General features: G+C 39.9%; 23 protein-coding genes and 1 tRNA gene. 20 read left to right on the top strand and 4 right to left on the bottom strand.

The features are described from left to right. Positions 1-202 precede the first annotated feature (202 nt). Positions 203-661: a tyrosine-type recombinase/integrase gene (locus EFT72_RS06125; RefSeq protein WP_243109957.1), complete on the top strand. Its 459-nt coding sequence runs from the start codon at positions 203-205 to the stop codon at positions 659-661. A gap of 170 nt (positions 662-831) precedes the next feature. Here EFT72_RS06125 and EFT72_RS06120 read toward each other — a convergent pair. After that, positions 832-903: transfer RNA gene (locus EFT72_RS06120), tRNA-Arg, on the bottom strand. Positions 904-1,016: 113 nt separating this feature from the next. On the opposite strand from EFT72_RS06120, the gene EFT72_RS06115 reads away from it, so the two are divergent. The 15 genes from EFT72_RS06115 (at position 1,017) to EFT72_RS06045 (ending at position 18,052) form a co-directional block, all read left to right on the top strand. Beyond that, positions 1,017-1,766, top strand: coding sequence for a hypothetical protein (locus EFT72_RS06115; RefSeq protein WP_124066029.1), 750 nt, complete (start codon positions 1,017-1,019; stop codon positions 1,764-1,766). A 67-nt stretch (positions 1,767-1,833) separates the two neighbouring features. Beyond that, the gene (gene queA, locus EFT72_RS06110; RefSeq protein WP_124066028.1) at positions 1,834-2,898 is read left to right on the top strand and encodes a tRNA preQ1(34) S-adenosylmethionine ribosyltransferase-isomerase QueA; all 1,065 of its coding nucleotides are present in this window, start codon (positions 1,834-1,836) and stop codon (positions 2,896-2,898) included. Next, positions 2,895-4,604: an ABC-ATPase domain-containing protein gene (locus tag EFT72_RS06105; protein ID WP_124066027.1), complete on the top strand. Its 1,710-nt coding sequence runs from the start codon at positions 2,895-2,897 to the stop codon at positions 4,602-4,604. The genes queA and EFT72_RS06105 overlap by 4 nt, the downstream gene beginning before the upstream one ends. A 20-nt stretch (positions 4,605-4,624) precedes the next feature. Further along, entirely contained in the window at positions 4,625-5,302 is a 678-nt protein-coding gene (locus EFT72_RS06100; protein ID WP_124066026.1) for a redox-sensing transcriptional repressor Rex, read from the top strand. Positions 5,303-5,304: 2 nt separating this feature from the next. Beyond that, positions 5,305-6,222, top strand: coding sequence for a LysR family transcriptional regulator (locus EFT72_RS06095; protein WP_124066025.1), 918 nt, complete (start codon positions 5,305-5,307; stop codon positions 6,220-6,222). Positions 6,223-6,343: 121 nt separating this feature from the next. Further along, on the top strand, positions 6,344-7,534 hold the full coding sequence (locus EFT72_RS06090; RefSeq protein WP_124066024.1) for an iron-containing alcohol dehydrogenase: 1,191 nt from the start codon (positions 6,344-6,346) through the stop codon (positions 7,532-7,534). Between the two features lie 145 nt (positions 7,535-7,679). Further along, the gene (locus EFT72_RS06085; protein WP_124066023.1) at positions 7,680-8,477 is read left to right on the top strand and encodes a sirohydrochlorin cobaltochelatase; all 798 of its coding nucleotides are present in this window, start codon (positions 7,680-7,682) and stop codon (positions 8,475-8,477) included. Beyond that, a complete protein-coding gene (locus tag EFT72_RS06080) occupies positions 8,474-9,475 on the top strand; it encodes an FAD:protein FMN transferase (RefSeq protein ID WP_124066022.1) in 1,002 nt (333 codons plus the stop codon). Before EFT72_RS06085 ends, EFT72_RS06080 begins: the two co-directional genes overlap by 4 nt. Before the next feature lie 66 nt (positions 9,476-9,541). Beyond that, the gene (locus EFT72_RS06075) at positions 9,542-9,967 is read left to right on the top strand and encodes a GtrA family protein (protein WP_124066021.1); all 426 of its coding nucleotides are present in this window, start codon (positions 9,542-9,544) and stop codon (positions 9,965-9,967) included. Positions 9,968-9,982: 15 nt separating this feature from the next. Beyond that, complete coding sequence (locus EFT72_RS06070) at positions 9,983-12,874, top strand: YfhO family protein (RefSeq protein WP_124066020.1); 2,892 nt, start codon at positions 9,983-9,985, stop codon at positions 12,872-12,874. Between the two features lie 23 nt (positions 12,875-12,897). After that, positions 12,898-14,271 (top strand): argininosuccinate lyase, encoded by a 1,374-nt coding sequence (gene argH / locus EFT72_RS06065; protein ID WP_124066019.1) that lies wholly within the window; start codon positions 12,898-12,900, stop codon positions 14,269-14,271. 218 nt (positions 14,272-14,489) lie between these two features. Further along, positions 14,490-15,575: a TRAP transporter substrate-binding protein gene (locus EFT72_RS06060; RefSeq protein ID WP_124066018.1), complete on the top strand. Its 1,086-nt coding sequence runs from the start codon at positions 14,490-14,492 to the stop codon at positions 15,573-15,575. Between the two features lie 68 nt (positions 15,576-15,643). Then, positions 15,644-16,165: a TRAP transporter small permease gene (locus EFT72_RS06055; protein ID WP_124066017.1), complete on the top strand. Its 522-nt coding sequence runs from the start codon at positions 15,644-15,646 to the stop codon at positions 16,163-16,165. Positions 16,166-16,167: 2 nt separating this feature from the next. Further along, on the top strand, positions 16,168-17,460 hold the full coding sequence (locus tag EFT72_RS06050; RefSeq protein ID WP_124066016.1) for a TRAP transporter large permease: 1,293 nt from the start codon (positions 16,168-16,170) through the stop codon (positions 17,458-17,460). Between the two features lie 115 nt (positions 17,461-17,575). Beyond that, positions 17,576-18,052 carry a YcxB family protein gene (locus tag EFT72_RS06045; RefSeq protein ID WP_124066015.1) on the top strand — a complete coding sequence of 159 codons (477 nt, stop codon included), beginning with the start codon at positions 17,576-17,578 and terminating at the stop codon, positions 18,050-18,052. Between the two features lie 20 nt (positions 18,053-18,072). Here EFT72_RS06045 and sdaAA read toward each other — a convergent pair whose 3' ends face one another. From sdaAA to EFT72_RS06030, 3 genes are read right to left on the bottom strand one after another with little or no spacing between them, the layout of a single operon-like run. After that, a complete protein-coding gene (sdaAA, locus tag EFT72_RS06040; RefSeq protein ID WP_124066014.1) occupies positions 18,073-18,966 on the bottom strand; it encodes an L-serine ammonia-lyase, iron-sulfur-dependent, subunit alpha in 894 nt (297 codons plus the stop codon). A gap of 12 nt (positions 18,967-18,978) precedes the next feature. After that, positions 18,979-19,638, bottom strand: a complete 660-nt coding sequence (gene sdaAB, locus EFT72_RS06035; RefSeq protein WP_124066013.1) for an L-serine ammonia-lyase, iron-sulfur-dependent subunit beta — start codon at positions 19,636-19,638, stop codon at positions 18,979-18,981. Between the two features lie 34 nt (positions 19,639-19,672). Then, entirely contained in the window at positions 19,673-20,473 is an 801-nt protein-coding gene (locus tag EFT72_RS06030) for a histidinol-phosphatase HisJ family protein (RefSeq protein WP_124066012.1), read from the bottom strand. 225 nt (positions 20,474-20,698) lie between these two features. Between EFT72_RS06030 and EFT72_RS06025 the strand changes: the two genes are divergently transcribed. From EFT72_RS06025 to tpiA, 4 genes are all read left to right on the top strand, one after another. Further along, positions 20,699-22,372, top strand: coding sequence for a Na/Pi cotransporter family protein (locus EFT72_RS06025; protein ID WP_124066011.1), 1,674 nt, complete (start codon positions 20,699-20,701; stop codon positions 22,370-22,372). Between the two features lie 127 nt (positions 22,373-22,499). Next, positions 22,500-23,531, top strand: a complete 1,032-nt coding sequence (gene gap, locus EFT72_RS06020; RefSeq protein WP_124066010.1) for a type I glyceraldehyde-3-phosphate dehydrogenase — start codon at positions 22,500-22,502, stop codon at positions 23,529-23,531. A gap of 145 nt (positions 23,532-23,676) precedes the next feature. Continuing rightward, positions 23,677-24,888, top strand: coding sequence for a phosphoglycerate kinase (locus EFT72_RS06015; protein ID WP_124066009.1), 1,212 nt, complete (start codon positions 23,677-23,679; stop codon positions 24,886-24,888). A 20-nt stretch (positions 24,889-24,908) separates the two neighbouring features. Continuing rightward, a complete protein-coding gene (gene tpiA, locus EFT72_RS06010) occupies positions 24,909-25,661 on the top strand; it encodes a triose-phosphate isomerase (protein WP_124066008.1) in 753 nt (250 codons plus the stop codon). The last annotated feature ends 39 nt before the right edge of the window (positions 25,662-25,700 follow it).

Genomic DNA, 25,700 nt, shown 5'->3' with positions numbered 1-25,700 from the left:
AAGAAGTTAGAGAAATGAATGAGCAAGGTGTTCTTAAGGATAGTACAGCAAAAACATATTTAGTTCATGCTCACGATTTTGTAAAATGGTGTAATGATGAATTCGTTCCTGGGATAAAAAACAGACGGTCAAATTAAAAAGTAAAAATTAGGAAATAGAAGAGTACTTAAACTCAACTATTCCCTTTAAGATTGTTTGACTATTGGAAACCAACATTCGTCAGCGTGGCGATGTTGGTGGTTCCGCCAAGAAAGTAGGATTAAGAATAAAGAAGTTAGAGAGATTGTATGGGGTAAGAGAGGGTTCTGCTTTCCAACCGTTAAATGATATGGCGGTATCTCTTTTAAAACAGATACAAGATTATAATAGTAGAAAGAAGATCAAAACGGACTATGTTGCAAGTACTGCCGATGGAGGTTACGTGTCTGAACGAAACATATTGAGAACATTTAAAAGTGTTTTAGGTCTTGTAGGAGCAGAAGATTATACGATACACGCACTCAGACATACATTTGCTTCCAGGTTACTAAAAGCAGGAACAGAAATAAGCATTGTTAGTAAACTACTAGGACACGCAGATATTAACACAACATACAGCACATATATTCACGTTTCAAACGATCAAATAACAGATGTAATGTCTGGTATTTCGAAGATTTAAAGGCATATTTTTGACCACTTATTTACTACTTATATTTCAGCAATAATCAGCAAAAACCAGTAATAAATAGTGAAATCTGGGAACTAGCTTAGATTAAGTAAAGACGATAAATGTAAGAAAACCCTTATAAAATAAGGGCTTTTAGTGAATGATTCCAAATAAAAAAATAGTGCACCTGATAGGAATCGAACCTACGCACGCAGCTCCGGAGGCCACTGCTCTATCCACTGAGCTACAGATGCATCTTTTACATTCTACTATAAATTGTTTTAAAGCGCAATAGTTATTTGTTGATTTTTGGCTGTTTTTTTGTTAGAATGGAGAGGAGATCGATTCTCTAGGAGGTCAAGCCTATATGAAGGACTTATTGGAAAAATGGAAGAAGCTTCCGAAAGCGGAAATGGAACGATTTCTCAAATTTCTTGCGATTCCATTGGCTGTAATTGTACTGATGATTGTTGTAGTTGTATTAGATAAGCCGAAAGAAGTTAGTAATGATAAGGATACGGTTGTTTCAGAGACAGTTGATTCACAAAAAGAATCAGAATCCATACCGTCTAAAACAGCAGTAAAACTGCAAAAAGAGGCAGTTCCTGAAATCCATGACTTAATGGAAGCTTATTTAAAAGCAAGAAAAACCTGTGACTATGAGACACTCTCTCAAGTATACGGCGAAAAAGTATCAAAAGATGAATTAGAACAACAAAAGGCCAAATTTGAAGAAGAAGTAAAGTTTTATCAGGATTTTGAAAATCTGGAATGTTTGACGACTCCCGGAGTCGCAGATGGAGATTATGTGATTTACGCCAGATTTGATATTAAATTCAGACAGGCGGATACGTTAGCCCCTACGATGATTGTATGCTACGGAAAGACTGCCCCAGATGGAAGCTGTTATCTGGTTGTTAATACCAATACAGAAGAAACACAGAGTATGGAAGAAGCAAATCAATCGGATGAAGTGCAGAAAATTGCAAAAGAGGTAAACAAAAGTCTGCAAAAGGCTTTAAAGTCTGATGAGAATCTTCTGGCAGTTTACCATACACTGATGAATGGGGAAGAGGAGACGGCTGCTGAATCAGTCGATGAATCCAACAATAGTTAAAGAAAGATGCTTCTCTGCGTAGCACCGTGCAGAGGAGCATTTTTGGTAAAGGAGAAAATGAATAGACATGAACGTGAAAGATTTTTATTTTGATTTACCTCAGGAACTGATTGCACAAGATCCACTAGAAGACCGTTCAGCTTCCAGACTTCTGGTTTTGGATAAAGAAACAGGTGAGATTGAACATAGACATTTTAGAGAGGTTCTTTCCTATTTAAAACAGGGAGACTGTCTTGTTATTAACGACACAAAGGTGATACCAGCAAGGCTTTTTGGCGTGAAAGAAGGAACAGAAGCTAAAATTGAGATTCTTCTATTAAAAAGGAAAGAAAACGATATTTGGGAGACGCTTGTAAAACCGGGAAAGAAAGCAAAAGTCGGAACTGTAATTTCCTTTGGGGATGGTTTATTAAAGGGAACGGTTGTAGACGTGGTGGAAGAAGGAAACCGGATGATTCAGTTTTCTTACCAAGGTATTTTTGAAGAAATTTTGGATCAGCTTGGACAGATGCCCCTGCCTCCTTATATCACACACCAGCTTCAGGATAAGAACCGGTACCAGACAGTCTACGCCAAACACGAAGGATCTGCAGCAGCGCCTACCGCTGGATTGCATTTTACAAAAGAACTCTTAGAAGAGATCGAGCAAAAAGGCGTAACCATCGCTCACGTAACGCTTCATGTTGGGCTTGGAACGTTCCGGCCGGTTAAAGTGGACGAGATTGAAAACCACCACATGCATTCCGAATTCTATGTCGTAGAAGAGTCAGAAGCAGAGAAGATAAATGCCACCAAAAAGCAGGGCGGCCGTATTATCTGTGTGGGTACAACAAGCTGCCGGACGGTAGAGTCTGCGGCAACAGAAACAGGTTTGATTAAAGCGGGAACTGGTTGGACAGAAATCTTTATCTACCCCGGCTATCAGTTTAAAATCCTGGATTGTCTGATTACGAACTTCCATTTGCCAGAATCAACCCTTGTTATGCTGGTTTCAACCTTAGCAGGACGGGAGCATGTTCTACATGCTTATGAAGAGGCGATAAAAGAACGGTATCGTTTTTTTAGTTTTGGTGATGCGATGTTACTAACGGATATTAGAGAAAAAGAAAGCAGACGGGAGGAAGGGGAATGAAACAATCAGAAGAGCTGAGACAGTTTCTTCGTTCCATTGACCATAAAGGATATCCAGCCTATAAAGGAGCGAAAGGAACGTACCGCTTTCCGGATTATATTCTTTCCATTGATCATGTTCAGGGAGATCCGTTTGCCTCTCCCTCTAGAATCAGCATTCTGATTGATGGGAAAAAGGCAGGATTCCCGACCTCTTATTTTGACCAATTTTATAAGAAACTAGCTTTGGAAGATTGCTTGTTGCGAACATTTGGAGAGGAGATAGAGCCTTTTAACTTTCGGGCGAAGGGGTCAGGAAAAAGTGGACTCCTTTCTGTGAGTCACCCCGGTCAGGAAATACTAAAAAGGACCGCCTGTTCGGTAGATGAAAACAATGGCAGCATCTTAGTGCGGTTGGAGGCAGGGTTCCCAGCCAGAGGAAGGACCATTGATTCCCAGGAATTGATCCATATTTTATTCGATTTTCTACCAATATGTGTGAAGAAGTCATGTGTTTTTGGAAACTATTCTATAGAAGGAAAAGAAAAAGTAGAACAGGGGATACAGCTTTCAGAAGATCAGTTTGCGTTACGGGAACAACTGTCTGAAAAAGGTTTGATTGCTTTTATTGCAAATGGTTCTATTCTTCCAAGATGTTCTGGTGTTTCAAAGAAACCCATGAAACAAGCCGTTGCATTTGAGTCTCCCCCTAGTATGGAAGTGTCAATGAATTTGCCCATACGAGGAAACGTAAAAGGAATGGGGATTCCAAAAGGTGTGACTTTGATTGTAGGCGGTGGATATCATGGAAAGTCGACCCTTTTGGAAGCGCTGGAAAGCGGAGTATACAATCACATCCTGGGAGACGGGAGAGAACTGGTGGTAACGGATTCCTCTGCGGTGAAATTAAGAGCAGAAGATGGAAGAAGCGTAAAACAGACAGACATTTCCCTGTTTATTGGTAATTTGCCAAACAAACGGGATACCATACATTTTTGTACCGAAGATGCGAGTGGTAGTACATCCCAGGCAGCTGGTGTGGTAGAAGCAGTAGAAAGTGGGGCTGGTGTATTTTTAATGGATGAAGATACCAGTGCTACTAATTTTATGGTTCGCGATCGTTTGATGCAGCAGGTAGTTAAAAGAGACAAAGAACCCATTACTCCATTTATCGATAGAGTCAGAGGTTTGTATGAACAAGAAGGAATTTCCACTGTTTTGGTAGCGGGCAGTTCCGGAGCATTTTTTCATGTAGCAGATTTAGTGATCCAGATGGATGCTTATGTTCCTTTGGAAATCACTGCATTTGCAAAAGAGACAGCGCAAGCCTATGAGGATAAGACCGGATTAAGGGAAATGAAAAAATTAACGTCCCTTCATATTCCGACTCTTTTGCGCACGGGCGGAAAAGATGATCGGGGGAAAATAAAGATACTGGGACGGGACAGTCTTCAGATCGACAAAGAAATCATTGACCTCCGGTGCGTAGAGCAGATTGTGGATGCGGAACAAATTGCAGCACTTGGATATCTTTTAAAATACGGTGGTAAAAACTTGATTGACGGGAAAAAGACACTGGGAAAGATCGTTGACGAACTGGAACTGAAAATCAAAAACGATGGATTGGCTTCTTTAGCAGAAGGCGGGTATCTTCCGACTGACTTGGCACTTCCCAGAAGACAGGAAATATTTTCCGCCTTTTTAAGGTGCCGTAGTTTGATGTATTAAGAAGGGCGGGGTGTACATTCATGGGAGATAAAAAACATATGGTTGGAGGGATTTCCAGAAAAACTCTGGAACGGCTTCCTATCTATCATCATTACCTGGAACGGAAAAGCCGGGAAGGGTGTAAGAACATATCTGCTCCAGTCATCGCATTGGATTTACAGCTTAATGAGGTGCAGGTACGAAAAGATTTGGCTATGGTGACAAAGACAGCTGGTAAACCGAAGATGGGGTACCAGGTCTGTGATTTAATCCTGGATATAGAAGAATTTTTAGGATTTCACAATACCAATCAGGCAGCATTAGTGGGGGTGGGATCTTTGGGAAAAGCGCTCATTTCTTATCAAGGGTTTGAACAGTATGGAGTAGAAATTGTTATGGCATTTGATTCGGATGGCAGAAAAGTAGATGCCAAAATTGGTGGAAAGATGGTTCTGCCCACGAATAAAATGGTAAATCTATGTCAGAGGATGAATATACACATAGGAATTATCACCGTACCTGCCCAGTTTGCCCAGGAAACATGTGATCTTTTGGTAGCAGGAGGCGTGAAAGCGATCTGGAATTTTGCACCGATTCATCTATCCGTTCCGCCTCATGTATTGGTGCAGAATGAGAATATGGCAGTCTCTCTTGCGGCATTATCCAAATATCTTTATGAGACAGACAAGAAAGGCTTGCAGTATACGAAGGAGGAATAAGATTGAATACTGTATTGTTGCAATACGCCGTAGAAGTAGAGAAAACGGGATCCATTACCCAGGCGGCGGCCAACCTATATATGGAACAACCAAATCTTAGTAAGGCAATTAAAACCTTAGAAGAGAGTCTTGGTGCGCCCATATTTAAACGTACCTCAAAAGGGGTGGTGCCAACGGCAAGAGGAAGAATTTTTCTGGAGCATGCAAGAAGCGTACTGGTTCAGATAGATGAGATGGAGCACCTTTACAAAACAGATCAGGAAAACGGCGTAGAGTTTTCCCTTTCCATGCCAAGAGCAAGTTATTTAAGTGCTGCATTCTCAAGGTTTATTTATAAAATCGGAGGAGAAAACAGTATGAATGTCTGGCTTCGGGAGACCAATTCAGCAGATACCATAGGATCGGTAGAAACAGGGGAATATAATTTAGGAATTATTCGATATCAGTCTGGAACAGAGAAATTCTTTGAGAAAGAGATAGGGTCAAAGGGGCTTTCTATGGAACCGGTTTTTGAATACGCTCCGAGGCTTCTTATGTCCAAAGAACACCCACTGTCAGGCAAAGAAGAGATAACACCAGGGGATCTGATCCCGTTCGTTGAAATTGTTCATGGGGATGGAATCAGAAGCCGAAGAGAAGAAACAGGAAAAAAAGGAGAGACAGAATTTAAAAAACGGATTTATGTGTTTGAAAGAGGAAGCCAGTTTGACCTTTTGTGGAAAAATCCAAACACATACATGTGGGTGTCTCCGATGCCTTCAGAGATTCTTTGCAGGTATCAGTTGGTCGAATATCCATGTAAAAAGAATACGAAGTCTTATTGTGATTATTTAATCTATCGAAAAGGGTATTCCTTATCGGATTGGGATAAAGAATTTTTATACCAGCTTGATGAGGTAAAAGGAGAATGGGCAGAATAAGACTGTTAAATATATATCAGTATCTATATACTGATATATATTTTTTTACCTTTGAAATTCTTGTACACATAGACTACAATATTTATAGTAGGAATTTGAAACTTATGAGGAGGGTGTTAAAATGGCTAGATTTACGTTACCGAGAGATTTATATCACGGAAAAGGATCCTTAGAAGAACTGAAAAATTTAAAAGGAAGTAAGGCAGTCGTGGTAGTCGGCGGTGGTTCGATGAAACGGTTTGGATTTCTTGAGAAGGTTGAAACTTATTTAAAAGATGCAGGTATAGAAGTGAAACTGTTTGAAGGGGTTGAACCGGACCCAAGCGTGGAGACCGTTATGAAGGGCGCTCAGATGATGCAGGAGTTTGGTCCTGACTGGATTGTCGCAATCGGTGGAGGCTCTCCCATTGACGCAGCGAAAGCAATGTGGACATTCTATGAATATCCAGATACCACATTTGATGATCTCTGCATTCCATTTAATTTTCCTTCATTAAGAACGAAAGCTAGATTCTGTGCAATCCCATCGACTTCGGGTACTGCAACTGAGGTGACGGCATTCAGTGTAATTACAGACTATAACAAGGGAATTAAGTATCCGCTTGCGGACTTTAACATAACTCCGGATGTTGCAATTGTAGATCCAGAACTGGCAGAAAAGATGCCTCAGAAATTGACTGCACATACTGGTATGGATGCATTGACTCATGCAATTGAAGCTTACGTTTCCACGCTTCATTGTGACTATACCGATCCTCTTGCACTTCATGCGATCAAGATGGTACATAATGACTTAATTGATTCTTATCATGGAGATATGGATGCCCGTGACCGTATGCATAATGCACAGTGTCTCGCAGGAATGGCATTCTCCAATGCTTTGTTAGGAATCGTTCATTCAATGGCTCATAAAACAGGAGCTGCTTATACAGGAGGTCATATTGTTCATGGTTGTGCCAATGCAATGTACCTTCCAAAAATTATTAAATTTAATTCGAAAAATCCAGAAGCGTTAATACGTTATGGTGAGATTGCTCGTTTCATTGGTTTAAAAGGCAATAGCGATGAGGAATTGGTAGATGCATTAATCGCAGAAGTCCGTTCCATGAACGAAAAACTGAGTATTCCTACCTGTATTAAGGAATATGAAGGAGGAATCATTGACGAGAAAGAGTTCAATGACAAAATAACGAAAGTAGCTGAGTTAGCTGTTGGTGATGCATGCACCGGCTCCAATCCCAGACCGGTTACACCGGCGGAGATGGAGAAATTGTTAACCTGTTGTTACTATGATAAAGAGGTAGATTTTTAATAATCTCCTGAAATATTTGCAATGTGTATTGTAGGCGCAGAACCTTTTGGTTTTGCGCCTATGGTGCGTGAAAAGGCGTTTGACAGTAAATTTCATCTGTGATATGGTATTCAAGAAAAAGATTAGTTAGTATGGGAGTATAAGGATGAAACAGGCGATTTTAGTAGTTAGTTTTGGGACAAGTTACAATGAAAGCAGAAAGAAAACAATTGAAGCCATAGAAAAAACTTTGCAAGAAACATTTAGGGATTATGATTTTTATAGAGCCTTTACCAGCCGTATCATAATTAAGAAATTAAAAGAACGGGACAATCTTTCGATTGATGGAGTTTCGGAAGCTCTGGAGAAATTGGTTTTAAAGGGATATAGACGAGTGATCATACAACCAACTCTTGTTATGGGAGGAGAAGAATATGATCGAATTTTGAGTGTAGTCGAACAATACAATCATAGATTTGATAAGATCGAGATGGGAATGCCCCTCCTAACCGATGAGAAAGATTACTTATCCCTAGTCTCTATATTGATTGAGGATACAAAGGAATACATGGAAGTAGGAACGGAGATTTTATTCATGGGTCATGGGACAGAACATGAAGCGAATCGTACCTATTCACATCTTGCGGATGTCTTAAAGACAAAAGGATATTTAAATTGTCATGTGGGAACAGTGGAAGCAGTACCTACATTTGAAATGGTGAAGCAGGAAATAGATAAAAAAGTATCCAAACAGGTAATTCTACAGCCTCTTATGGTTGTTTCTGGGGATCATGCACATAATGATATGGCAGGCAAAGATGCAGATTCCTGGAAAAGCCAGTTAGAAAAAGATGGATATGAAGTAACTTGCCGGTTAAAAGGTATGGGAGAATTAGAAGGCGTTCGGGAAATGTTTTTGTTGCATGCACAAAGGGCAAAGAAAAACATGGAGGAAATACAATGAAAAAAGGGAAAATCATACTCTTGTTTGTCGGCCTAACTGCCTTAATGCTGACTGGCTGCAAGCGGAAGATAGAACCGATTACGAAATCAGGATTTATGTTAAATACATTTGTAACGGTAACCTTATATGATAAAGACGATCCCGAGATTTTGAAAAAATCCATGGATTTATGTCGTTCCTATGAAAATATATTTAGTACGACCATTGAAGGAAGTGAAGTTTATCGGATCAATCACAGATCCAAGGAGGCAACATCTATAAAAGTATCACCGGATGTGGCGGCTCTTTTATCCAGGGGGCTTTATTATTCTAAAGTATCAAACGGAGACTTTGATTTTACGGTAGAACCTTTGACCTCCCTATGGGACTTTACAGCTCAAAATCCAGTGGTCCCACCACAAAAAGACATAGAAGAAGCCGTAAAAAAAGTGGATTATAGAAAGTTAAAATTAGAGGATGATACTCTTACTTTTTTATCCCCAGATACTACGATTGATTTTGGTGCCATTGCAAAAGGATACATTGCTGACCGAATGAAGGATTATCTACAGGAACAAGGGGTTCAAAGTGCAGTCATAAATCTGGGTGGAAATGTTCTTTGTGTTGGAAAAAAACCGGATGGGTCCCCTTTTAAAATAGGGCTTCAAAAACCTTATGCGGATCGAAATGAGACCATTGAAACCTTGATTATAGATGATATGTCAGTGGTATCTTCCGGGGTCTATGAACGTCATTTTGTAAAGGCTGGAATTAACTATCACCATATCCTTAATCCAAAGAGTGGATATCCTTACGAGAATGGTCTGGTTTCTGTTACCATTATATCGAAGTTGTCCATAGATGGGGATGCGTTATCTACGACTTGTTTTTCCATGGGACTAAAAAAAGGCATGGAACTAATTAATTCTATGGATGATATTTACGGGGTTTTTATAACCGATGACGATAAAGTTCAATACACCAATGGAGCCCAGGGATTTCTGGAAAACCAGCCATAGATTCCCTTTACAATTACGAATCCCTATAATACAATAGAGGGATACAATGGAACAGGAGAACTGAAGATGATTAAAAAAATATGGGACAAGGTCATGAACCGGGAAGTCATATCTTATTTGATATTTGGTGTGTTGACAACGGTTGTAAACTGGGTGGTTTACGGTGCCATGATAAAGTCTGGAATCGATTATCGGATTGCAACGGCTATAGCCTGGTTGGTATCTGTTCTGTTTGCTTTTGGTGTAAATAAAATTTATGTATTTCAAAGTTATGAACGACGCATGGAATATGTGATAAAGGAAATGGTTTCCTTTACCTTATGCCGTGTAGCTTCTGGTATCATGGAGATGTTTCTTATGGTGATAATGGTTTCCTTACTTCATATGGGTGAATATATAAGTAAAGTACTGGTATCCATAGCAGTTGTGATTGTAAACTATATATTCAGTAAATGTTTCATATTTCGAAAGAGTGAGGAAAAACCCCTGTAAAGAGAGGTAGATGGAATGGAACACGATGACGAGATTGAAAAGATTTCAAAAGAACTTGAGGATATGCTTAGAATGACAACAGAGAAAAGGAACTCCATACCAAAAGAGAAGAGTATGGAAGAAGAACAGCAGCAGCACCAAACAGAGAGATATGACAAAGAGGATTCAATTGAACTTGATTTAAATTCGATGCCAAAGATACATCTTGATATTCCCGTGGAAGGGATGGAAGAATTGTATGAAGAGTCCTACTTTGAGAAGGAAGATTCTGGTGTGGGAATAGAGCCTGACTTTGAGCCTGATTTGGTAGAAGAGGCAGATGTAAGAAAACACGTTTTAGAAATCGTGGAACCGGAATTGGAACAAGAGGAAGAGAAGGCATCCTTTCGAAAAAAAAGAATGCATCAAAAACCGGACCATAAGCAAACCTGCTTGATTAAGTCTTCGGACGGACTGATAGCGGCTTTTTTTGTACCAATGGTTGTTATGATCATCATATTTGCGCAGAGAGGAATCTTCCCTTTTGGAGAAGAGAGTTTTCTACGAACGGATATGTACCATCAATATGCACCGTTTTTTTCTGAGTTTCGATATAAACTCGCCCATGGCGGTAGTTTATTGTATAGTTGGGATATTGGTATGGGAGTTAATTTTGCGGCTCTTTATTCCTATTATCTTGCAAGCCCTTTAAACTGGTTTTTAATTGTATGCCCCTCTAAATATATAATAGAGTTCATGACTTATATGATTGTATTTAAGATTGGGTTGAGTGGGCTGACCTTTGCATGGTATCTGCGCAAACATTATAAAACCAATGATTTTGGGGTGGCTTTCTTTGGGGTTTTTTATGCTTTATCTGGGTATATGGCAGCTTATAGCTGGAATATTATGTGGCTGGACTGCATTTTTTTGTTCCCCCTTATTATGCTTGGACTGGAGCGACTGGTTAGAAAGAAAAAGTGTTTTCTTTACTGCATAACTTTGGGGTTATCAATTTTATCGAATTATTACATATCAATTATGATATGTATTTTTATGGTATTATATTTTATTTCACTTCTTGTATTAGAAGGGAAAAAGCCATGGAAAGAAACGGGATTACACATAGGTAACTTTACACTCTATTCTCTGCTTGCAGGTGGCCTTTCCGCTGTTGTCCTGCTGCCAGAGATTTATGCATTGCAGATGACTGCGTCAGGGGATTTTAATTTTCCCCAGACGTTTAGTGCGTATTTTTCCATTTTTGATATGCTTGCCAGACATCTTCCCGCGGTTGAGACAGAGATTGGATTGGATCATTGGCCTAATATTTACTGTGGAGTCGCAGTTTTAATGTTCTTTCTTCTTTATTTGGGCTGTGACAGGATCCGTCAGAAAGAGAAGATTGTTGTGTGTTCGCTAATCCTTTTTTTCTTTGCTAGTTTTTCCGTTAATGTTTTAAACTTTATCTGGCATGGATTTCACTTTCCCAACAGCTTGCCTTGTAGACAGTCGTTTATTTATATTTTCCTATTATTGGCAGCATGTTATCATGCATACATTCATTTGGATCACATTCCCTGGAAGCATGTCGTAACTGCTTTTTTTGCCTCCGTGATTTTTGTTTTGATGGCGCAGAAATTGATTACAGATGATGCCTACCATTTTTCTGTATTTTATGTTTCCATTATTTTTCTATCCTGTTATGCAGGAATGATCTGGCTGTATCAAAAAGGAAGAAGCAGGAATATGCTTGTACTACTTGCTCTTGGACTGGTTTCTTTAGAAGCAGCAGTGAATACCACGGTTACAAGCGTAACGACAACGAGTCGGATCAATTATGTATCCGATAATCAGACATCTAGGGATCTGGCATCAAAGCTGGTTCCCAACGATTCTTTTTACAGGGTGAAGAAAAAGTCCTATAAGACAAAGAATGATGGGGCGTGGCTTAACTTTCCCACGGTATCCTTATTTTCATCAACAGCCAATGCAGATCTATCAAAATTTTTTAAAAAAATAGGATGTGAAAGTTCCACCAATGCTTATAGCATAACAGGAAGTACCCCCCTTGTGGATGCCTTGTTTGGTGTGAAATACTTTATTTATTCGGATGAAGAAGATGGATATTCCAAATTAATCACCAAGGAAGAGGACTTGCAGCTTCGGGAGAACCCCTATGCACTATCCTTGGGATTTATGGTTTCGTATGATCTGGAAAACAACTGGCAACTGGATTTGTCCAACCCAGCTGATGTTCAGAATGATTTTTCCGTTGTACTAGGTGCAGATCCGGTCCTTTCCAAAGTCACAGGAGAGATAACGGGAACCAAATATACCTTTACTCCCGATCAGGATGGAGATTATTATGTGGCTGTAAACAATAAAAAAGTAGAAAAGGTATATGCGGTTTTAGGAGAAGAGACAAAGACCTTTGATAATGTGAACCGGGGATATTTACTTGACCTTGGATTTTTAAAGGCAGGGGAAGCGGTGACATTAAATAACAATGACAATGAACAAGATCTTGTGGCACAGTCCTATCGGTTATCACCCGAAGGACTAAAATCTGTGTATGAGATTTTAAATAAGAATCCGTTAAAGTTAACCCGTTGGTCTGATACGAGGATACAAGGTACCGTTAATGCGGACCAGGCAGGCCTTTTGTATTTGAGCATTCCATTTGATAAAGGCTGGTCCATCAAAGTGGATGGAAAGGAAGTAGAGCCTTATAAGTTATTTGATACATTTTTAAGTGTTCACGTAACAGCAGGAACGCATGCTATTACCTTAGAATATATGCCTCAGGGCCTAAATACCGGAGCAATCATAACTTCGGTTAGTGTTCTAATATTGCTTCTGATTGCCGTAGGGACAAGGAACAAGAAACGTAGACGCAAACCGATGCGGAGTCATACAAACAAATAATCGAAAAAGAGGAGATCAGAATTATGAAATTATGGGGCGGACGCTTCACAAAAGAGACCAACCAGCTAGTGCACAATTTTAATGCATCCATATCCTTTGATCAGAAATTTTACCACCAGGATATCGAAGGAAGCATTGCACATGTAAAAATGTTGAAAAAGCAAGAAATTATATCGGAAGAAGATGGAAAACAGATTATAGAAGGTTTAAAGGAAATTAGCAAAGATTTAGAAAGCGGAGTGCTTGCGATTACGGCGGAACATGAAGACATTCATTCCTTTGTTGAAGCGGAATTAACAAAGAGAATTGGGGAAGCAGGAAAGCGGCTTCATACAGGAAGAAGTAGAAACGATCAGGTTGCTCTTGATATGAAACTGTATACCAGAGATGAAATTGACGAACTCTCCTCTTTATTGAAAGAGTTACGGAAAGAGCTGGTAAGGCTTATGGAAGCAAATTTGGATACGTATATGCCAGGATTCACCCACTTACAAAAAGCACAGCCTATTACGTTGGCACATCATATCGGTGCTTATTATGAGATGTTTGACCGGGACTATTCTAGGCTTCATGATATAAGAAAAAGAATGAATACCTGTCCCTTGGGATCTGGCGCTTTGGCAGGAACTACGTATCCTTTGGATCGGGAATTTACAGCAGAACTCTTAGGGTTTGATGGTCCAACAAGAAACAGTATGGATTCTGTATCTGATCGGGATTATCTCATAGAACTCTTAAGTGCATTGTCAACGATTGCCATGCATTTGAGCCGATTCTGTGAAGAGATTATTATTTGGAATACCAATGAATATCGGTTCGTAGAGATTGATGATTCTTATAGCACTGGAAGCAGTATTATGCCACAGAAGAAGAATCCGGATATAGCAGAATTAATTCGAGGCAAAACCGGCAGAGTCTATGGTGCTTTGATTTCCATGCTTACCACAATGAAGGGGATTCCTCTTGCTTATAATAAGGATATGCAGGAAGATAAGGAACTTACGTTTGATGCCATTGATACGGTAAAGGGGAGTCTTGCCTTATTTACTGGAATGATCTCTTCTATGACATTCCGAAACGATATAATGGAGAAAAGTGCGAAAAATGGATTCACCAACGCAACCGATGCGGCGGATTATCTGGTCAATCATGGAGTGCCTTTTCGTGATGCCCATGGAATTGTGGGACAGCTGGTTTTGTTTTGCATTGAAAAAGGAATTGCCCTTGACGATATGAGTCTTGCCCAGTATCAAGCCATCAGTCCTGTCTTCAAAAAAGATATCTATGATGCCATTAGCTTAAAAACTTGTGTAGAAAAAAGAATGACAATTGGCGCACCAGGGCAGGAAGCGATGAAAAAAGTCATAGAAATATATAAGAGAGATTTGGTGGATTAATAGTCATGTATGGCAGGAAATGATCATTTATTTTGAAAAAATTGTTCAAAACTGATAAAGAATGTATAGGGGATTTCAAAAAAGATGTTAAAATAATACTAGGATTCGCAAAATATTACCGTAGTTATGTCTATTTTTTTGTGCTAAAATTGTCTCTGTTGGGGAATATAAAGATAAAATATTTCTACAGTCAACGAAATTTAGAGGAGGGTTATAACATGAAAAAAAGAGGATTGAATGCACTGATTCTTGCTGCAATTGCAGCAGTATCTCTGACCGCCTGTGGGGGTTCTGGCAAGAATGCAGAGACAAAAGACACAAATACTACGGCAGCAGTTTCTGAATCAACAAGCGAAGAGGAAGCCAAAGCAGATTCTTCATCTGATGAAGCAGTAACCTTAGTGTTTGCGGAAGTGAATCCATTGGATACCATTGTAGGAAAGACCGACCAGGCATTTAAAGAAAAGGTGGAAGAACTCTCTGGAGGATCCATACAGATTGATATACAGGCAAGTGGAGTTTTGGGCGCTGAAAATGATGTTCTTGATACGATGCTTGGCGGAGGTGGAACCATCGATATGTCTCGTATTTCTGCATTTGCACTGACTAGCTATGGTGCGAATAAGTCGAAACTGTTATCCATTCCCTATACGTTTGCAGGTCGTGATCATTACTGGAAATTTGTAAACAGTGACCTTTCTCCTGAATTCCTTATGGAACCGCATGATATCGGACTTGGTGTAAGAGGATTATTTTATGGAGAAGAGGGATTTCGTCATTTCTTTTCAAAGACACCGATCAATAGTATGGAAGATTTAAAAGGATTAAAGATTCGCGTATCCAGTGATCCAGTTATGACTGGCATGGTGAGCGCTCTAGGTGCGAATCCGACTGTCGTAAGCATGAATGAGCTTTATTCTGCTCTTCAAACTGGAGTTGTAGATGCAGCAGAACAGCCAATTGCTAACTATAAAGGCAATGCGTTCCAAGAAGTTGCTCCTAATTTGATCTTAGATGGTCATACCTTAGGTGCAATTGAAGTAATTGTTACAGATGAAGCATGGGATAAACTTTCCGGTAGTCAGCAAAAGGCAATGACCGAAGCGGCTCAGTATGCTTCTGATTTTAACAAAAAGGCATCCGAAGAAGAAGAAAATAAGGTGTTAGAAGATTTAAAAGCCAATGGAGTTAAGGTCACAGAAGTAACCGATATAACGAAATGGCAGGACGCTTGTAAAGATGTCATTGCTGAAAACACAAAAGAAAATGCAGAATTATATCAAAAAATTCTTGATATGAAATAATCAGTTTTGATAAGAAGGGCACAGAAGCCTTAGCCTTCTGTGCCTTGTTCTTTAGAAAGGGGATTTCTATGCCTAAACTATTTTCGGAAATTGATCGATTAAAACCGGCTTATGACAAAACGTATCAATTTGTATTATTACTGTGTAAGATACTTTTGATTGGTGATGTTTTGATCACTACCATGTCAGTTGCAGGCCGTTATATACCATTTATCCCCGATCCTGCATGGAGCGAGGAGGTTATATTGACTTTTATGTCTTATATGGCGGTATTGTCAGCAGCCCTTGCAATCCGAAAGGGATCTCATATTCGAATGACGGCTTTTGATGCTTATTTGCCTAAAAAATTACTAAAAGGACTAGACTTAATTGCTGATCTGGCAATTTTTGTACTTGCTTTTATTATGCTAACTGTAGGTTGGAGGTATGCAACTGGAATTGGAGCGAAAGGATTTTATACCAGTATGCCTTCTCTTTCTAGATTCTGGATGTATCTTCCCGTTCCACTGGCAGGCTTGGCGATGCTTATTTTTGAGACAGAAGCAATCTATCGCCATATAAAAGGCTTTTTTACAAAGGAGGAAATTTGATAATGAGTGCCAATCTAGCAATTATGGTTTTACTTGCAAGCTTTTTTTTAATGGTGCTTCTCCGGTTTCCCATTGCCTATGCAGTTGCTCTTTCCGCCGTATTCTGCTTGCTGGCACAAGGAAAACCCCTTACGATTATTTGTCAGCAGATGGTAAAAGGGATTAGTTCTTTTAGTCTTATGGCAGTTCCATTCTTTATAACAATGGGAGTCTTAATGGGATCTGGTGGAATCTCTCAAAAACTCATAGCCCTTGCCAATGCATGCGTAGGCTGGATGAGGGGTGGGATGGCCATGGTTAATATCGTAGCGTCCTATTTTTTTGGAGGAATTTCTGGCTCTGCAGCAGCAGATACGGCCTCTCTGGGTTCCATTCTTATTCCCATGATGGTGGATCAGGGCTATGATGATGATTTTTCGACGGCAATAACCGTAACGTCTTCCTGTGAAGGCCTTTTAGTCCCTCCAAGTCATAATATGGTTATTTATGCAACGACCGCTGGAGGGATCTCCGTTGGGAGCCTGTTTCTTGCAGGATATGTTCCTGGTGCGATCCTGGCAGTTTCTCTCATGATTGGGTCTTACATTATCTCAGTGAAACGCAATTATCCCAAGGGAGAAAAATTTAGTGTGATCAATCTGATCAAACAGCTTGCTGTTTCATTCTGGGCTCTGGCCGCCGTTTTGATTGTTGTATTTGGCGTAGTGGGTGGTGTCTTTACGGCTACCGAATCTGCTGCCATCGCTGTCATTTACAGTCTTCTTGTCAGCGTTTTTATCTACAGAGGATTAGACTGGAAAGGGGTCTGGAAGGTTATGGAAGATTGCGTGAATACACTCGCAATTGTATTAATCCTGATCGCAACATCCAATGTATTTGGTTATTGTCTGACGACCCTGCATGTACCAGAACTAGCGGCAAGTACAATTACAGGGATCACATCCAACCCGATACTTTTGGCACTGCTTTTAAATTTAATTCTTTTAGTTCTAGGATGCATTATGGATATGTCGCCAATTATTTTGATTGCAACTCCAATTTTGCTTCCGATTGCGACCTCAATCGGGATTGACCCGATACAGTTTGGTATTATAATGATACTTAACTGTGGTATTGGACTTTTGACGCCTCCAGTTGGAGCCGTACTGTTCATCGGCTCTGCAGTTGCAAAGATCCCTATGGAAAAAGTGGTAAAAGCAGCATTTCCTTTCTATATATGTATGATTGTTACACTTTTGCTGATCACATTTGTTCCGGCTACTAGTATGTGGCTTCCATCATTGATGGCAAAATAGAATTGTGATTGTTTAAGAAAGTGATTGATTTACAGAACGAAATAAACAGATGTGGGATCAGGCATTGAAATTTGATGCCTGATTCTCTATATTTAAAGCAGAAGGGGGAAATCTTATGCAATATGAATACACTTACCGCAATACGGGAAAAGATATCTGGCAGTTATCCATGTATTCTATTTACAGTTCCATGGCTGGAATGTGCAACGGGATTTTTACAGTGGCAATGATTATGCTGGCTTATGTCAGATGGGACTTGTCAGGGGGTATATTTAAAATATTGGTCCTGCTTGGCGTCTTTTTGTTTCCAGTCATTCAACCTCTTGTTATTTATTGGAGGGCTAAAAAAGTAGTGTCTGGAATTCGGCAAGACACTCAGATCGGATTTAATGAGGCCGGAATCCACATAAAAAGTGGATCAGAAAGTCATATGATTTTATGGAATCATGTAAAACGAATTGTAAAAAGACCTACGATGATTCTCATATTTTCTGATTCCACTCATGGATTTGTATTGACAAACCGTGTACTAAAAGGGCAAAAAAATAATTGTTATCAATACGCTATATCTAAAATGAAAGAAAGAAAATAATAAGGGTCCTTATTTTAGAATCAGGTGTTCGTTTCCGATCCGAATATTTGATGGCATAAACGACAACCGGTTTTCGTTGCAGCAAGTCCCCCTTCTGCAGTTTCTTTCAGGGAAGAGGACATCTGCTGTCCCACCTGTTTCATGGCGAGAATGACTTCGTCTGCCGGTATGGCACTTTGGATGCCTGCACAAGCAAGCTCGGAAGCGGTGAAGGCGTTTGTAACTCCCATTGCATTGCGTTTGATGCAGGGCACTTCCACCAATCCGGCAACTGGATCACAGACCAGTCCTAAGGTGTTTTTTAAGGCGATGGCACAACTGTCGGATACCATCTGGGGAGTACCCAAAAACAGCTCTGTCAGGGATCCTGCGGCCATCGCAGAAGCGGACCCTACTTCTGCCTGGCATCCACCCTCAGCTCCAGAAATGCTGGCACACGTTGCAATGACCATACCGATGGCAGAGGCGGTAAAAAGTGACATTACAATATCTCGCTTCGGAATCTTATATTCTTCCATAACAGAGATAAGTGCTGCGGGAATAACCCCGCAGGAACCTGCAGTGGGTGCGGCAACGATCTGCCCCATACAGGAATTAAATTCAGCGACTGCTAAGGCCATACTAATGGCATTTCCAAAGAGATGTCCATAGTGGTTTTGACCTTTGTCTACCGCATATTTCAACTTAGCAGCGGCACCTCCGGATAGTCCGCTGGGGGAGCGAAGGGTTTCATCCATTCCATTTTTAACAGCCTCTTTCATTACGTCAAAGCTTTTTTCCATTGTGTGATAAACGTCTTCTGTTGTAGTTTCCATATCTTCAGCCTGTTGATTTAGAACTATTTCAGATATTTTTTGATCGGCAGCTTCAGCGGCCTCTACTAGTTCCTGAATGGAACGAAATTTTAATCTCATTAGTTTCTCCAATCATCTTAATTTTAAAAGTATGGTGTTATAGACATGAGGCAAAACCCGAATTTTGGATACCAGGGATAGATCGAAATCAGAATCCATTTCAATGGTCATAATCGCAAGTCCCCCCTTTTCCTGTCTGTTTAATCGAAAATTACAGATATTGGATTTGTTTTCAGCGACCAGATTTGTAACCTTGGCAATCACACCAGGGAGATCTTGATGCATAACGATCAAAGTGGTGTTTTGCCCATTAAAATCAACCTCCATATCGTTGATTCGATTTATGACAATATTTCCTCCCCCTACAGAAGCTCCCTGAACGGAAAGGGTTGTTCCATTTTCTGCTGTGAGTGTGACGAGAGCTGAGTTGGGATGAGCATTTTCTAATATACCGGTGTGAATCTTAAGCTCAATGCCCATATCTTTCGCTGTATCAAGACTTGTGCGGATTCCAGGGTCCCATGGATCCAAGGTTAAGATTCCGCCAACAATGGCTTTGTCAGTTCCATGGCCTTTATAGGTTTTAGCAAAGGAACCGTGAAACAAAATGTCCGCTTTTTTTACAGGTGCTCCTAGCAAAAGGGCAGCTGTTTTTCCGATACGTGCTGCACCAGCAGTATGGGAACTAGAAGGACCGATCATAATAGGTCCTATGATGTCAAATACATTCATATTTATTCTCCGATGTCAAATTGTTTTTTAAATACTATATCAATGGTTTAAATTCCGGTTTTCTATTTCGAAATTCTGCGTAATAAGAAAACCCACATTCTAATAGCAGATCCTTAGCTCTCAAAAAATCAGAACCCAGATCTCTTGGGGTATGGGCATCGGAACCAATGGTTATGATTTCTCCGCCTAATTCCCTGTAACGAACTAGAATTTCTTTAGAGGGATTTGGTTGATGAATTCCTTTCCGGTATCCAGCTGTGTTACATTCAATTCCTTTGCCATGCCTGATAATAGCCATCAAGATCGCATCAAGGGTTTCCCGGAATGCATCATAGTGATAGCAGGCTGTCTTTGTCGGACCGTAACGCACAATATAGTCAATGTGGCCAGCCACATCATAAGTATTAAGTTTTTTTACATTATCCAGTGTAGCCTTAAAATACTCAAGATATGCTTCTTCTTCTGATCTGCCTTCGAAAAAATCGGAAGAGACAACATCTATTTTATGAATCGAATGAGTAGACCCTAATATGAAGTCAAACGGATAGGTTTTTATCAGTGTTTCAAAATAAGTTTTAAGATGTGGCTGCAGGCCAAGTTCAATCCCGATTCGCAGGTCGATCCGAGACTTATATTCTTCTTTTATCGCATTCATCGTTTGAAAGTATTGGTCTAAATCAAGGGTAAAGTCCAAATCCGAACTCATATCGTAATCGTGATGATCTGTAACACATACGGATTTCATGCCCAATAAAATCCCCTGCTCTAATTGATCTCGAATGGGAGTATCGGAGTCGCCTGAAAAGCTTGTATGGAAATGATAGTCTGAAAGCATTTAATTCTCCTCTCTAAAATTACATTCATTATAATCAATCATAAGAAGAATTGCAATCCAGTGATTCGTGTGTTTTACCTAAAATTCACCAAAACTTTACAATAATTATAAAAATCATTGATAAATCAATTCTGACTATGCTATTATTTTAAACGGTATGGTTTTTCATTGAAGAGAAGCTGTACGTAAATTAAAATACATATTGTGGTTACAAGGAGGTAACGGATGTCTGTAAATGACATATCAAGTCTGTTTGGATTTATCGGAGGCCTGGGAATGTTCCTATATGGAATGAATCTTATGGCAGACGGCATGCAAAAAGGTGCAGGAAGCCGTATGAGCCAGTTTCTAGGAATGCTTACGAATAATCGTATTATGGCAGTTCTACTGGGAGCGCTAATTACGGCAATTATTCAAAGCAGCGGAGCAACTACGGTAATGGTGGTTGGCTTTGTAAGTGCAGGAGTCTTAAATTTAACTCAGGCAGTAGGCGTTATTATGGGAGCAAACATTGGAACCACCATTACTGCATGGATTGTATCAATGAATCAGCTTGGAGATGCATTTTCCATCTTCCAACCATCATTTTTTGCTCCTTTGGTTATCGGGATCGGAGCCATTCTTTTGCTTTTTGCAAAAAAGCAAACCTATAAGACTGCAGGTGAAATTCTGGTTGGGCTTGGAATGTTATTTGTCGGACTTGATTTTATGTCAGGAGCAGTTTCGCCCTATACGAAAGCACCATTTTTTTCGGAGGCGTTTCGTATGCTTGGAAACACCCCACTCCTTGGGATGCTAGTCGGTGCTCTCGTTACGGCGCTGTTGCAAAGTTCTTCCGCTTCCGTTGGGATTTTACAGACCCTTGCTTTGAATGGAGTAGTTACCACAAATGCTGCGATTTATATAACGTTAGGACAAAACATCGGTTCCTGTGTAACCGCTATGATTTCTAGTATTGGTGGTTCCCGTACAGCAAAACGGGCGGCTGTCATTCATCTGTCCTTTAATATCATTGGATCATTGTTATTTGGAGTATTGTCTTTCATTGTTTTTATGATTCTACCAAAACTTGCTCCTCATTCGATTACACCCGTTCAGATTTCCGTGTTTCATACTATTTTTAATATATCAAATACCTGTCTTTTATTTCCATTTGCGAAACAATTGGTAAAACTGTCTGGAGTGATTGTACCAGATGGAGAAGCAGAGGAGAAAGAACTTTTAAAGAATCAGGAAGCAGTAACCTTGAAACGTCTGGATGAAAGAATTTTTGAATCGCCTGCCTTTGCTGTAGAGACTGCTTCCATGGAAGTGGTACATATGGGACAGATTACAATGGATAATGTAAAACGTGCCATCGATGCAGTTTTGGATAAAAATATTGAATTAGCGAAAGAAGTGTATAAAACGGAGCAGACAATCAATAATATGGAAAGAATGCTGACCGAATATCTGGTTAAAATTAACAATTTATCGTTAACAGAAGAACAAAAGATAACCGTAAACAATTTATTTTACAGCATTAATGATATGGAACGTGTAGGAGATCATGCAGAAAATCTGGCAGAACAGGCAGAATACATGGTAAATCATGACGTGAACTTTTCAGAAACAGGGATCTTAGATCTATCTATTATTAGTAAAGCATCGCTCCAATCCTTTTACCATTCGGTTGAGGCAAGAAGAAAAGGGGATATGGATGAGGCCAGAAAAGTGAGCCAGTATGAAGATGAGGTTGATTCCCTCGAAGAGGAGTTGCGGGAGAAACACATCGATCGTCTCTCTACCGGAGAATGTGATTCTTCTGCTGGTGTGGTGTTTTTAGACCTGATTAGCAATCTAGAACGGATCTCGGATCACGCTTATAATCTGGCTGGTTATGTGAAGGATGAAATGTAAAAGGAAAGACAACAAATGACAAAATTCAAAAAAGGACTTGCTATTTATTGGAAACTTAGGTAGAATAAATAGTAGTTGATTAAAATTTAACAATCAAATTAATTTTATTCTTAGGAGGAATTGAATTATGGCAGTAAAAGTAGCGATTAATGGTTTTGGACGTATTGGCCGTCTTGCATTCAGACAGATGTTTGGGGCAGAAGGCTATGATGTAGTAGCAATCAATGATTTAACTGATCCCAAGATGTTAGCACATTTATTAAAATATGATACTGCACAGGGAGGATATGCTGGACACTATGGTCAGAATCTTCACACAGTGGAAGCTGGAGCAGATTCAATTACAGTAGATGGTAAGAATATCAAGATCTATGCAGAAAAGAATGCTGCAGATCTTCCATGGAGCGAGGTTGGTGTAGATGTAGTACTTGAATGTACTGGCTTCTATTGCTCTAAGGAAAAATCTCAGGCTCATATTGATGCAGGTGCGAAGAAAGTTGTTATCTCTGCTCCGGCAGGCAACGACCTTCCTACCATCGTTTACAGCGTAAACGAAAAAGAATTAAAAGCAGAAGATAAGATCATCTCAGCTGCTTCTTGTACAACCAACTGTTTAGCTCCTATGGCTAAAACATTGAATGACTTAGCACCAATTCAGTCTGGTATCATGAGCACAATTCATGCTTACACAGGAGATCAGATGATCCTTGATGGACCTCACAGAAAAGGTGATTTAAGAAGAGCAAGAGCAGGAGCTGCTAATATCGTTCCAAACTCTACCGGTGCTGCAAAAGCAATCGGACTTGTAATTCCAGAGTTAAACGGTAAATTAATTGGTTCCGCACAGCGTGTACCGGTTCCTACAGGCTCTACAACCATCTTAGTAGCAGTTGTTAAGGGAAAAGATCTGACAGTAGAAGGAATTAACGAAGCAATGAAAGCAGCTTCAAGTGAGTCCTTTGGCTACAATACCGATCCTATCGTTTCTTCCGATGTTATCGGTATGAGATTCGGTTCTTTATTTGATGCGAATCAGACTTTGGTATCTAAGGTCGGCGATGATTTATATCAGGTTCAGGTAGTTTCCTGGTATGACAACGAAAATTCTTATACAAGCCAGATGGTTCGTACAATCAAGTACTTTGCTGAATTAGGCTAATGATCCACCCAGGGTCCGGTCGTTATGGACCGGACCCTGTATTTTTTTTGATTCTAAAAACAGAGCTTCGAAAATTGAATCGTTCCAAAAGATTCTTTTTTTCGTTGTTTCATTCTAAATATATTCTGAAAGGGGCATAAAACCAATGCTTAATAAGAAAACAATCGATGATTTGACTGGATTACAAGGCAAAAAAATCTTAGTAAGATGTGATTTTAATGTACCATTAAAAGATGGAGTGATCCAGAATTTTAACCGGATTGACGGAGCGATTCCAACTATTAAAAAGTTATTAGAACAGGGCGCAAAGGTTATTTTATGTTCTCATCTTGGGAAACCAAAGGGAGAGCCACTTCCTGAACTGTCCATGGAACCAGTTGCTCCGGCTTTAAGTGAACGGCTTGGCGTTGAAGTTAAGTTTGTAAATGATCCAAAAGTAACCGGATCAGAGACACAGAAGGTAGCAGCTGAATTAAAGGATGGAGAAGTTCTGCTTCTGCAGAATACACGTTACAGAGCGGAAGAGACAAAATACGGAAAAGATGACAATGCAGATGCTTATGCAAAAGAACTGGCATCTCTATGCGACGGTATTTTTGTAAACGACGCATTTGGTACTGCTCATAGAGCCCATTGTTCGAATGTAGGAGTTACCAAATATACTACGACCAATGTAGTTGGATATTTGATGGAAAAAGAGATTAAATTCTTAGGTCAGGCGGTTGAGAATCCAGTGCGTCCTTTTGTGGCTATTCTGGGTGGTGCAAAAGTATCTGACAAAATCAACGTGATCAACAACCTACTTGACAAAGTAGATACTTTAATTATTGGTGGTGGTATGGCTTATACCTTTGCCAAAGCGCAGGGAAAAGAAATTGGAAATTCTTTGTGTGAAGAAGATAAACTTGACTATGCTTTAGAAATGATCAAAAAAGCAGATGAAAAAGGAGTTAAACTTCTTCTTCCATTGGATAACGTAGAGGGGAAAGAATTCTCGAATGATACCGACAGAAAAGTAGTTACCTCTATTGATGCTGGATGGTCCGGATTTGATATTGGTCCTAAATCCATCGAAGCATTCAAAGATGCTTTAAAGAGTGCCAAAACAGTTGTATGGAATGGACCGATGGGTGTTTTTGAATTTTCCAACTTTGCAGAAGGTACATTAGAGATTTGCCGTTCCGTTGCAGAACTTAGTGATGCGACTACCGTAATCGGTGGCGGAGATTCTGTTAATGCAGTGAAGAGACTAGGATTTGCAGATAAGATGACCCATATTTCCACTGGCGGCGGTGCTTCTCTTGAATTCCTAGAAGGAAAAGAACTTCCAGGTGTTGCGGCAGCTGATAACAAATAATGGAATAAGAGGGGAATCTAATGTCAAGAAAAAAAATTATTGCAGGAAACTGGAAGATGAATATGACACCTACCGAAGCGGTAGGACTAGTAAATACTTTAAAGCCACTCGTAGTGAACGATGACGTAGATGTGGTGTTCTGTGTTCCAGCCATTGATATCATACCAGCGGTAGAAGCGGCTAAGGGCTCTAATATAAATATTGGTGCTGAAAATATGTACTATGAAGACAAAGGTGCTTATACAGGTGAGATCTCACCAGCTATGTTAAAGGACGCAGGGGTATCCTATGTGGTAATCGGTCATTCCGAACGCAGAGAGTACTTTGCAGAAACAAATGAAATTGTGAATAAGAAAGTGCGAAAAGCCTTTGAATATGGAATGACTCCTATCGTCTGCTGTGGCGAATCTCTAACGCAGAGAGAACAGGGGATTACCCTTGATTGGATTCGTCAACAGATAAAAATTGCATTCCAGCAAATTCCAGCAGAGAATGCAAAAAAAGCTGTGATTGCTTATGAACCCATCTGGGCCATCGGAACTGGAAAGGTTGCTACGACCGAACAGGCACAAGAAGTTTGCAAAGCCATTCGCGACTGTATTGCAGAGATCTATGACAAAGTAACCGCAGAAGCAATCCGTATCCAGTATGGTGGATCCGTATCTGCAAAAAGCGCACCAGAATTATTTGCTCAGCCAGATATTGATGGTGGACTTGTTGGAGGCGCTTCCTTGAAACCAGATTTCGGTGATATTGTAAATTACAAAAAATAAGTGAATAGGAGCTGCTGCATCCTGATAGATTGTAACGGG

Source organism: Clostridium sp. E02, assembly GCF_003833015.1.
Taxonomy (GTDB): Bacteria; Bacillota; Clostridia; order Lachnospirales; family Lachnospiraceae; genus Lacrimispora.
This window is presented reverse-complemented; position numbering and strand designations above follow the sequence as displayed.

Coding starts and splice junctions, on each gene's coding strand:
- EFT72_RS06115 (WP_124066029.1), top strand. CDS start 1,017: ATGAAGGACTTATTGGAAAAATGGAAGAAGCTTCCGAAAGCGGAAATG.
- queA (WP_124066028.1), top strand. CDS start 1,834: ATGAACGTGAAAGATTTTTATTTTGATTTACCTCAGGAACTGATTGCA.
- EFT72_RS06105 (WP_124066027.1), top strand. CDS start 2,895: ATGAAACAATCAGAAGAGCTGAGACAGTTTCTTCGTTCCATTGACCAT.
- EFT72_RS06100 (WP_124066026.1), top strand. CDS start 4,625: ATGGGAGATAAAAAACATATGGTTGGAGGGATTTCCAGAAAAACTCTG.
- EFT72_RS06090 (WP_124066024.1), top strand. CDS start 6,344: ATGGCTAGATTTACGTTACCGAGAGATTTATATCACGGAAAAGGATCC.
- EFT72_RS06085 (WP_124066023.1), top strand. CDS start 7,680: ATGAAACAGGCGATTTTAGTAGTTAGTTTTGGGACAAGTTACAATGAA.
- EFT72_RS06080 (WP_124066022.1), top strand. CDS start 8,474: ATGAAAAAAGGGAAAATCATACTCTTGTTTGTCGGCCTAACTGCCTTA.
- EFT72_RS06075 (WP_124066021.1), top strand. CDS start 9,542: ATGATTAAAAAAATATGGGACAAGGTCATGAACCGGGAAGTCATATCT.
- EFT72_RS06070 (WP_124066020.1), top strand. CDS start 9,983: ATGGAACACGATGACGAGATTGAAAAGATTTCAAAAGAACTTGAGGAT.
- argH (WP_124066019.1), top strand. CDS start 12,898: ATGAAATTATGGGGCGGACGCTTCACAAAAGAGACCAACCAGCTAGTG.
- EFT72_RS06060 (WP_124066018.1), top strand. CDS start 14,490: ATGAAAAAAAGAGGATTGAATGCACTGATTCTTGCTGCAATTGCAGCA.
- EFT72_RS06055 (WP_124066017.1), top strand. CDS start 15,644: ATGCCTAAACTATTTTCGGAAATTGATCGATTAAAACCGGCTTATGAC.
- EFT72_RS06050 (WP_124066016.1), top strand. CDS start 16,168: ATGAGTGCCAATCTAGCAATTATGGTTTTACTTGCAAGCTTTTTTTTA.
- EFT72_RS06045 (WP_124066015.1), top strand. CDS start 17,576: ATGCAATATGAATACACTTACCGCAATACGGGAAAAGATATCTGGCAG.
- sdaAA (WP_124066014.1), bottom strand. CDS start 18,966: ATGAGATTAAAATTTCGTTCCATTCAGGAACTAGTAGAGGCCGCTGAA.
- sdaAB (WP_124066013.1), bottom strand. CDS start 19,638: ATGAATGTATTTGACATCATAGGACCTATTATGATCGGTCCTTCTAGT.
- EFT72_RS06030 (WP_124066012.1), bottom strand. CDS start 20,473: ATGCTTTCAGACTATCATTTCCATACAAGCTTTTCAGGCGACTCCGAT.
- EFT72_RS06025 (WP_124066011.1), top strand. CDS start 20,699: ATGTCTGTAAATGACATATCAAGTCTGTTTGGATTTATCGGAGGCCTG.
- gap (WP_124066010.1), top strand. CDS start 22,500: ATGGCAGTAAAAGTAGCGATTAATGGTTTTGGACGTATTGGCCGTCTT.
- EFT72_RS06015 (WP_124066009.1), top strand. CDS start 23,677: ATGCTTAATAAGAAAACAATCGATGATTTGACTGGATTACAAGGCAAA.
- tpiA (WP_124066008.1), top strand. CDS start 24,909: ATGTCAAGAAAAAAAATTATTGCAGGAAACTGGAAGATGAATATGACA.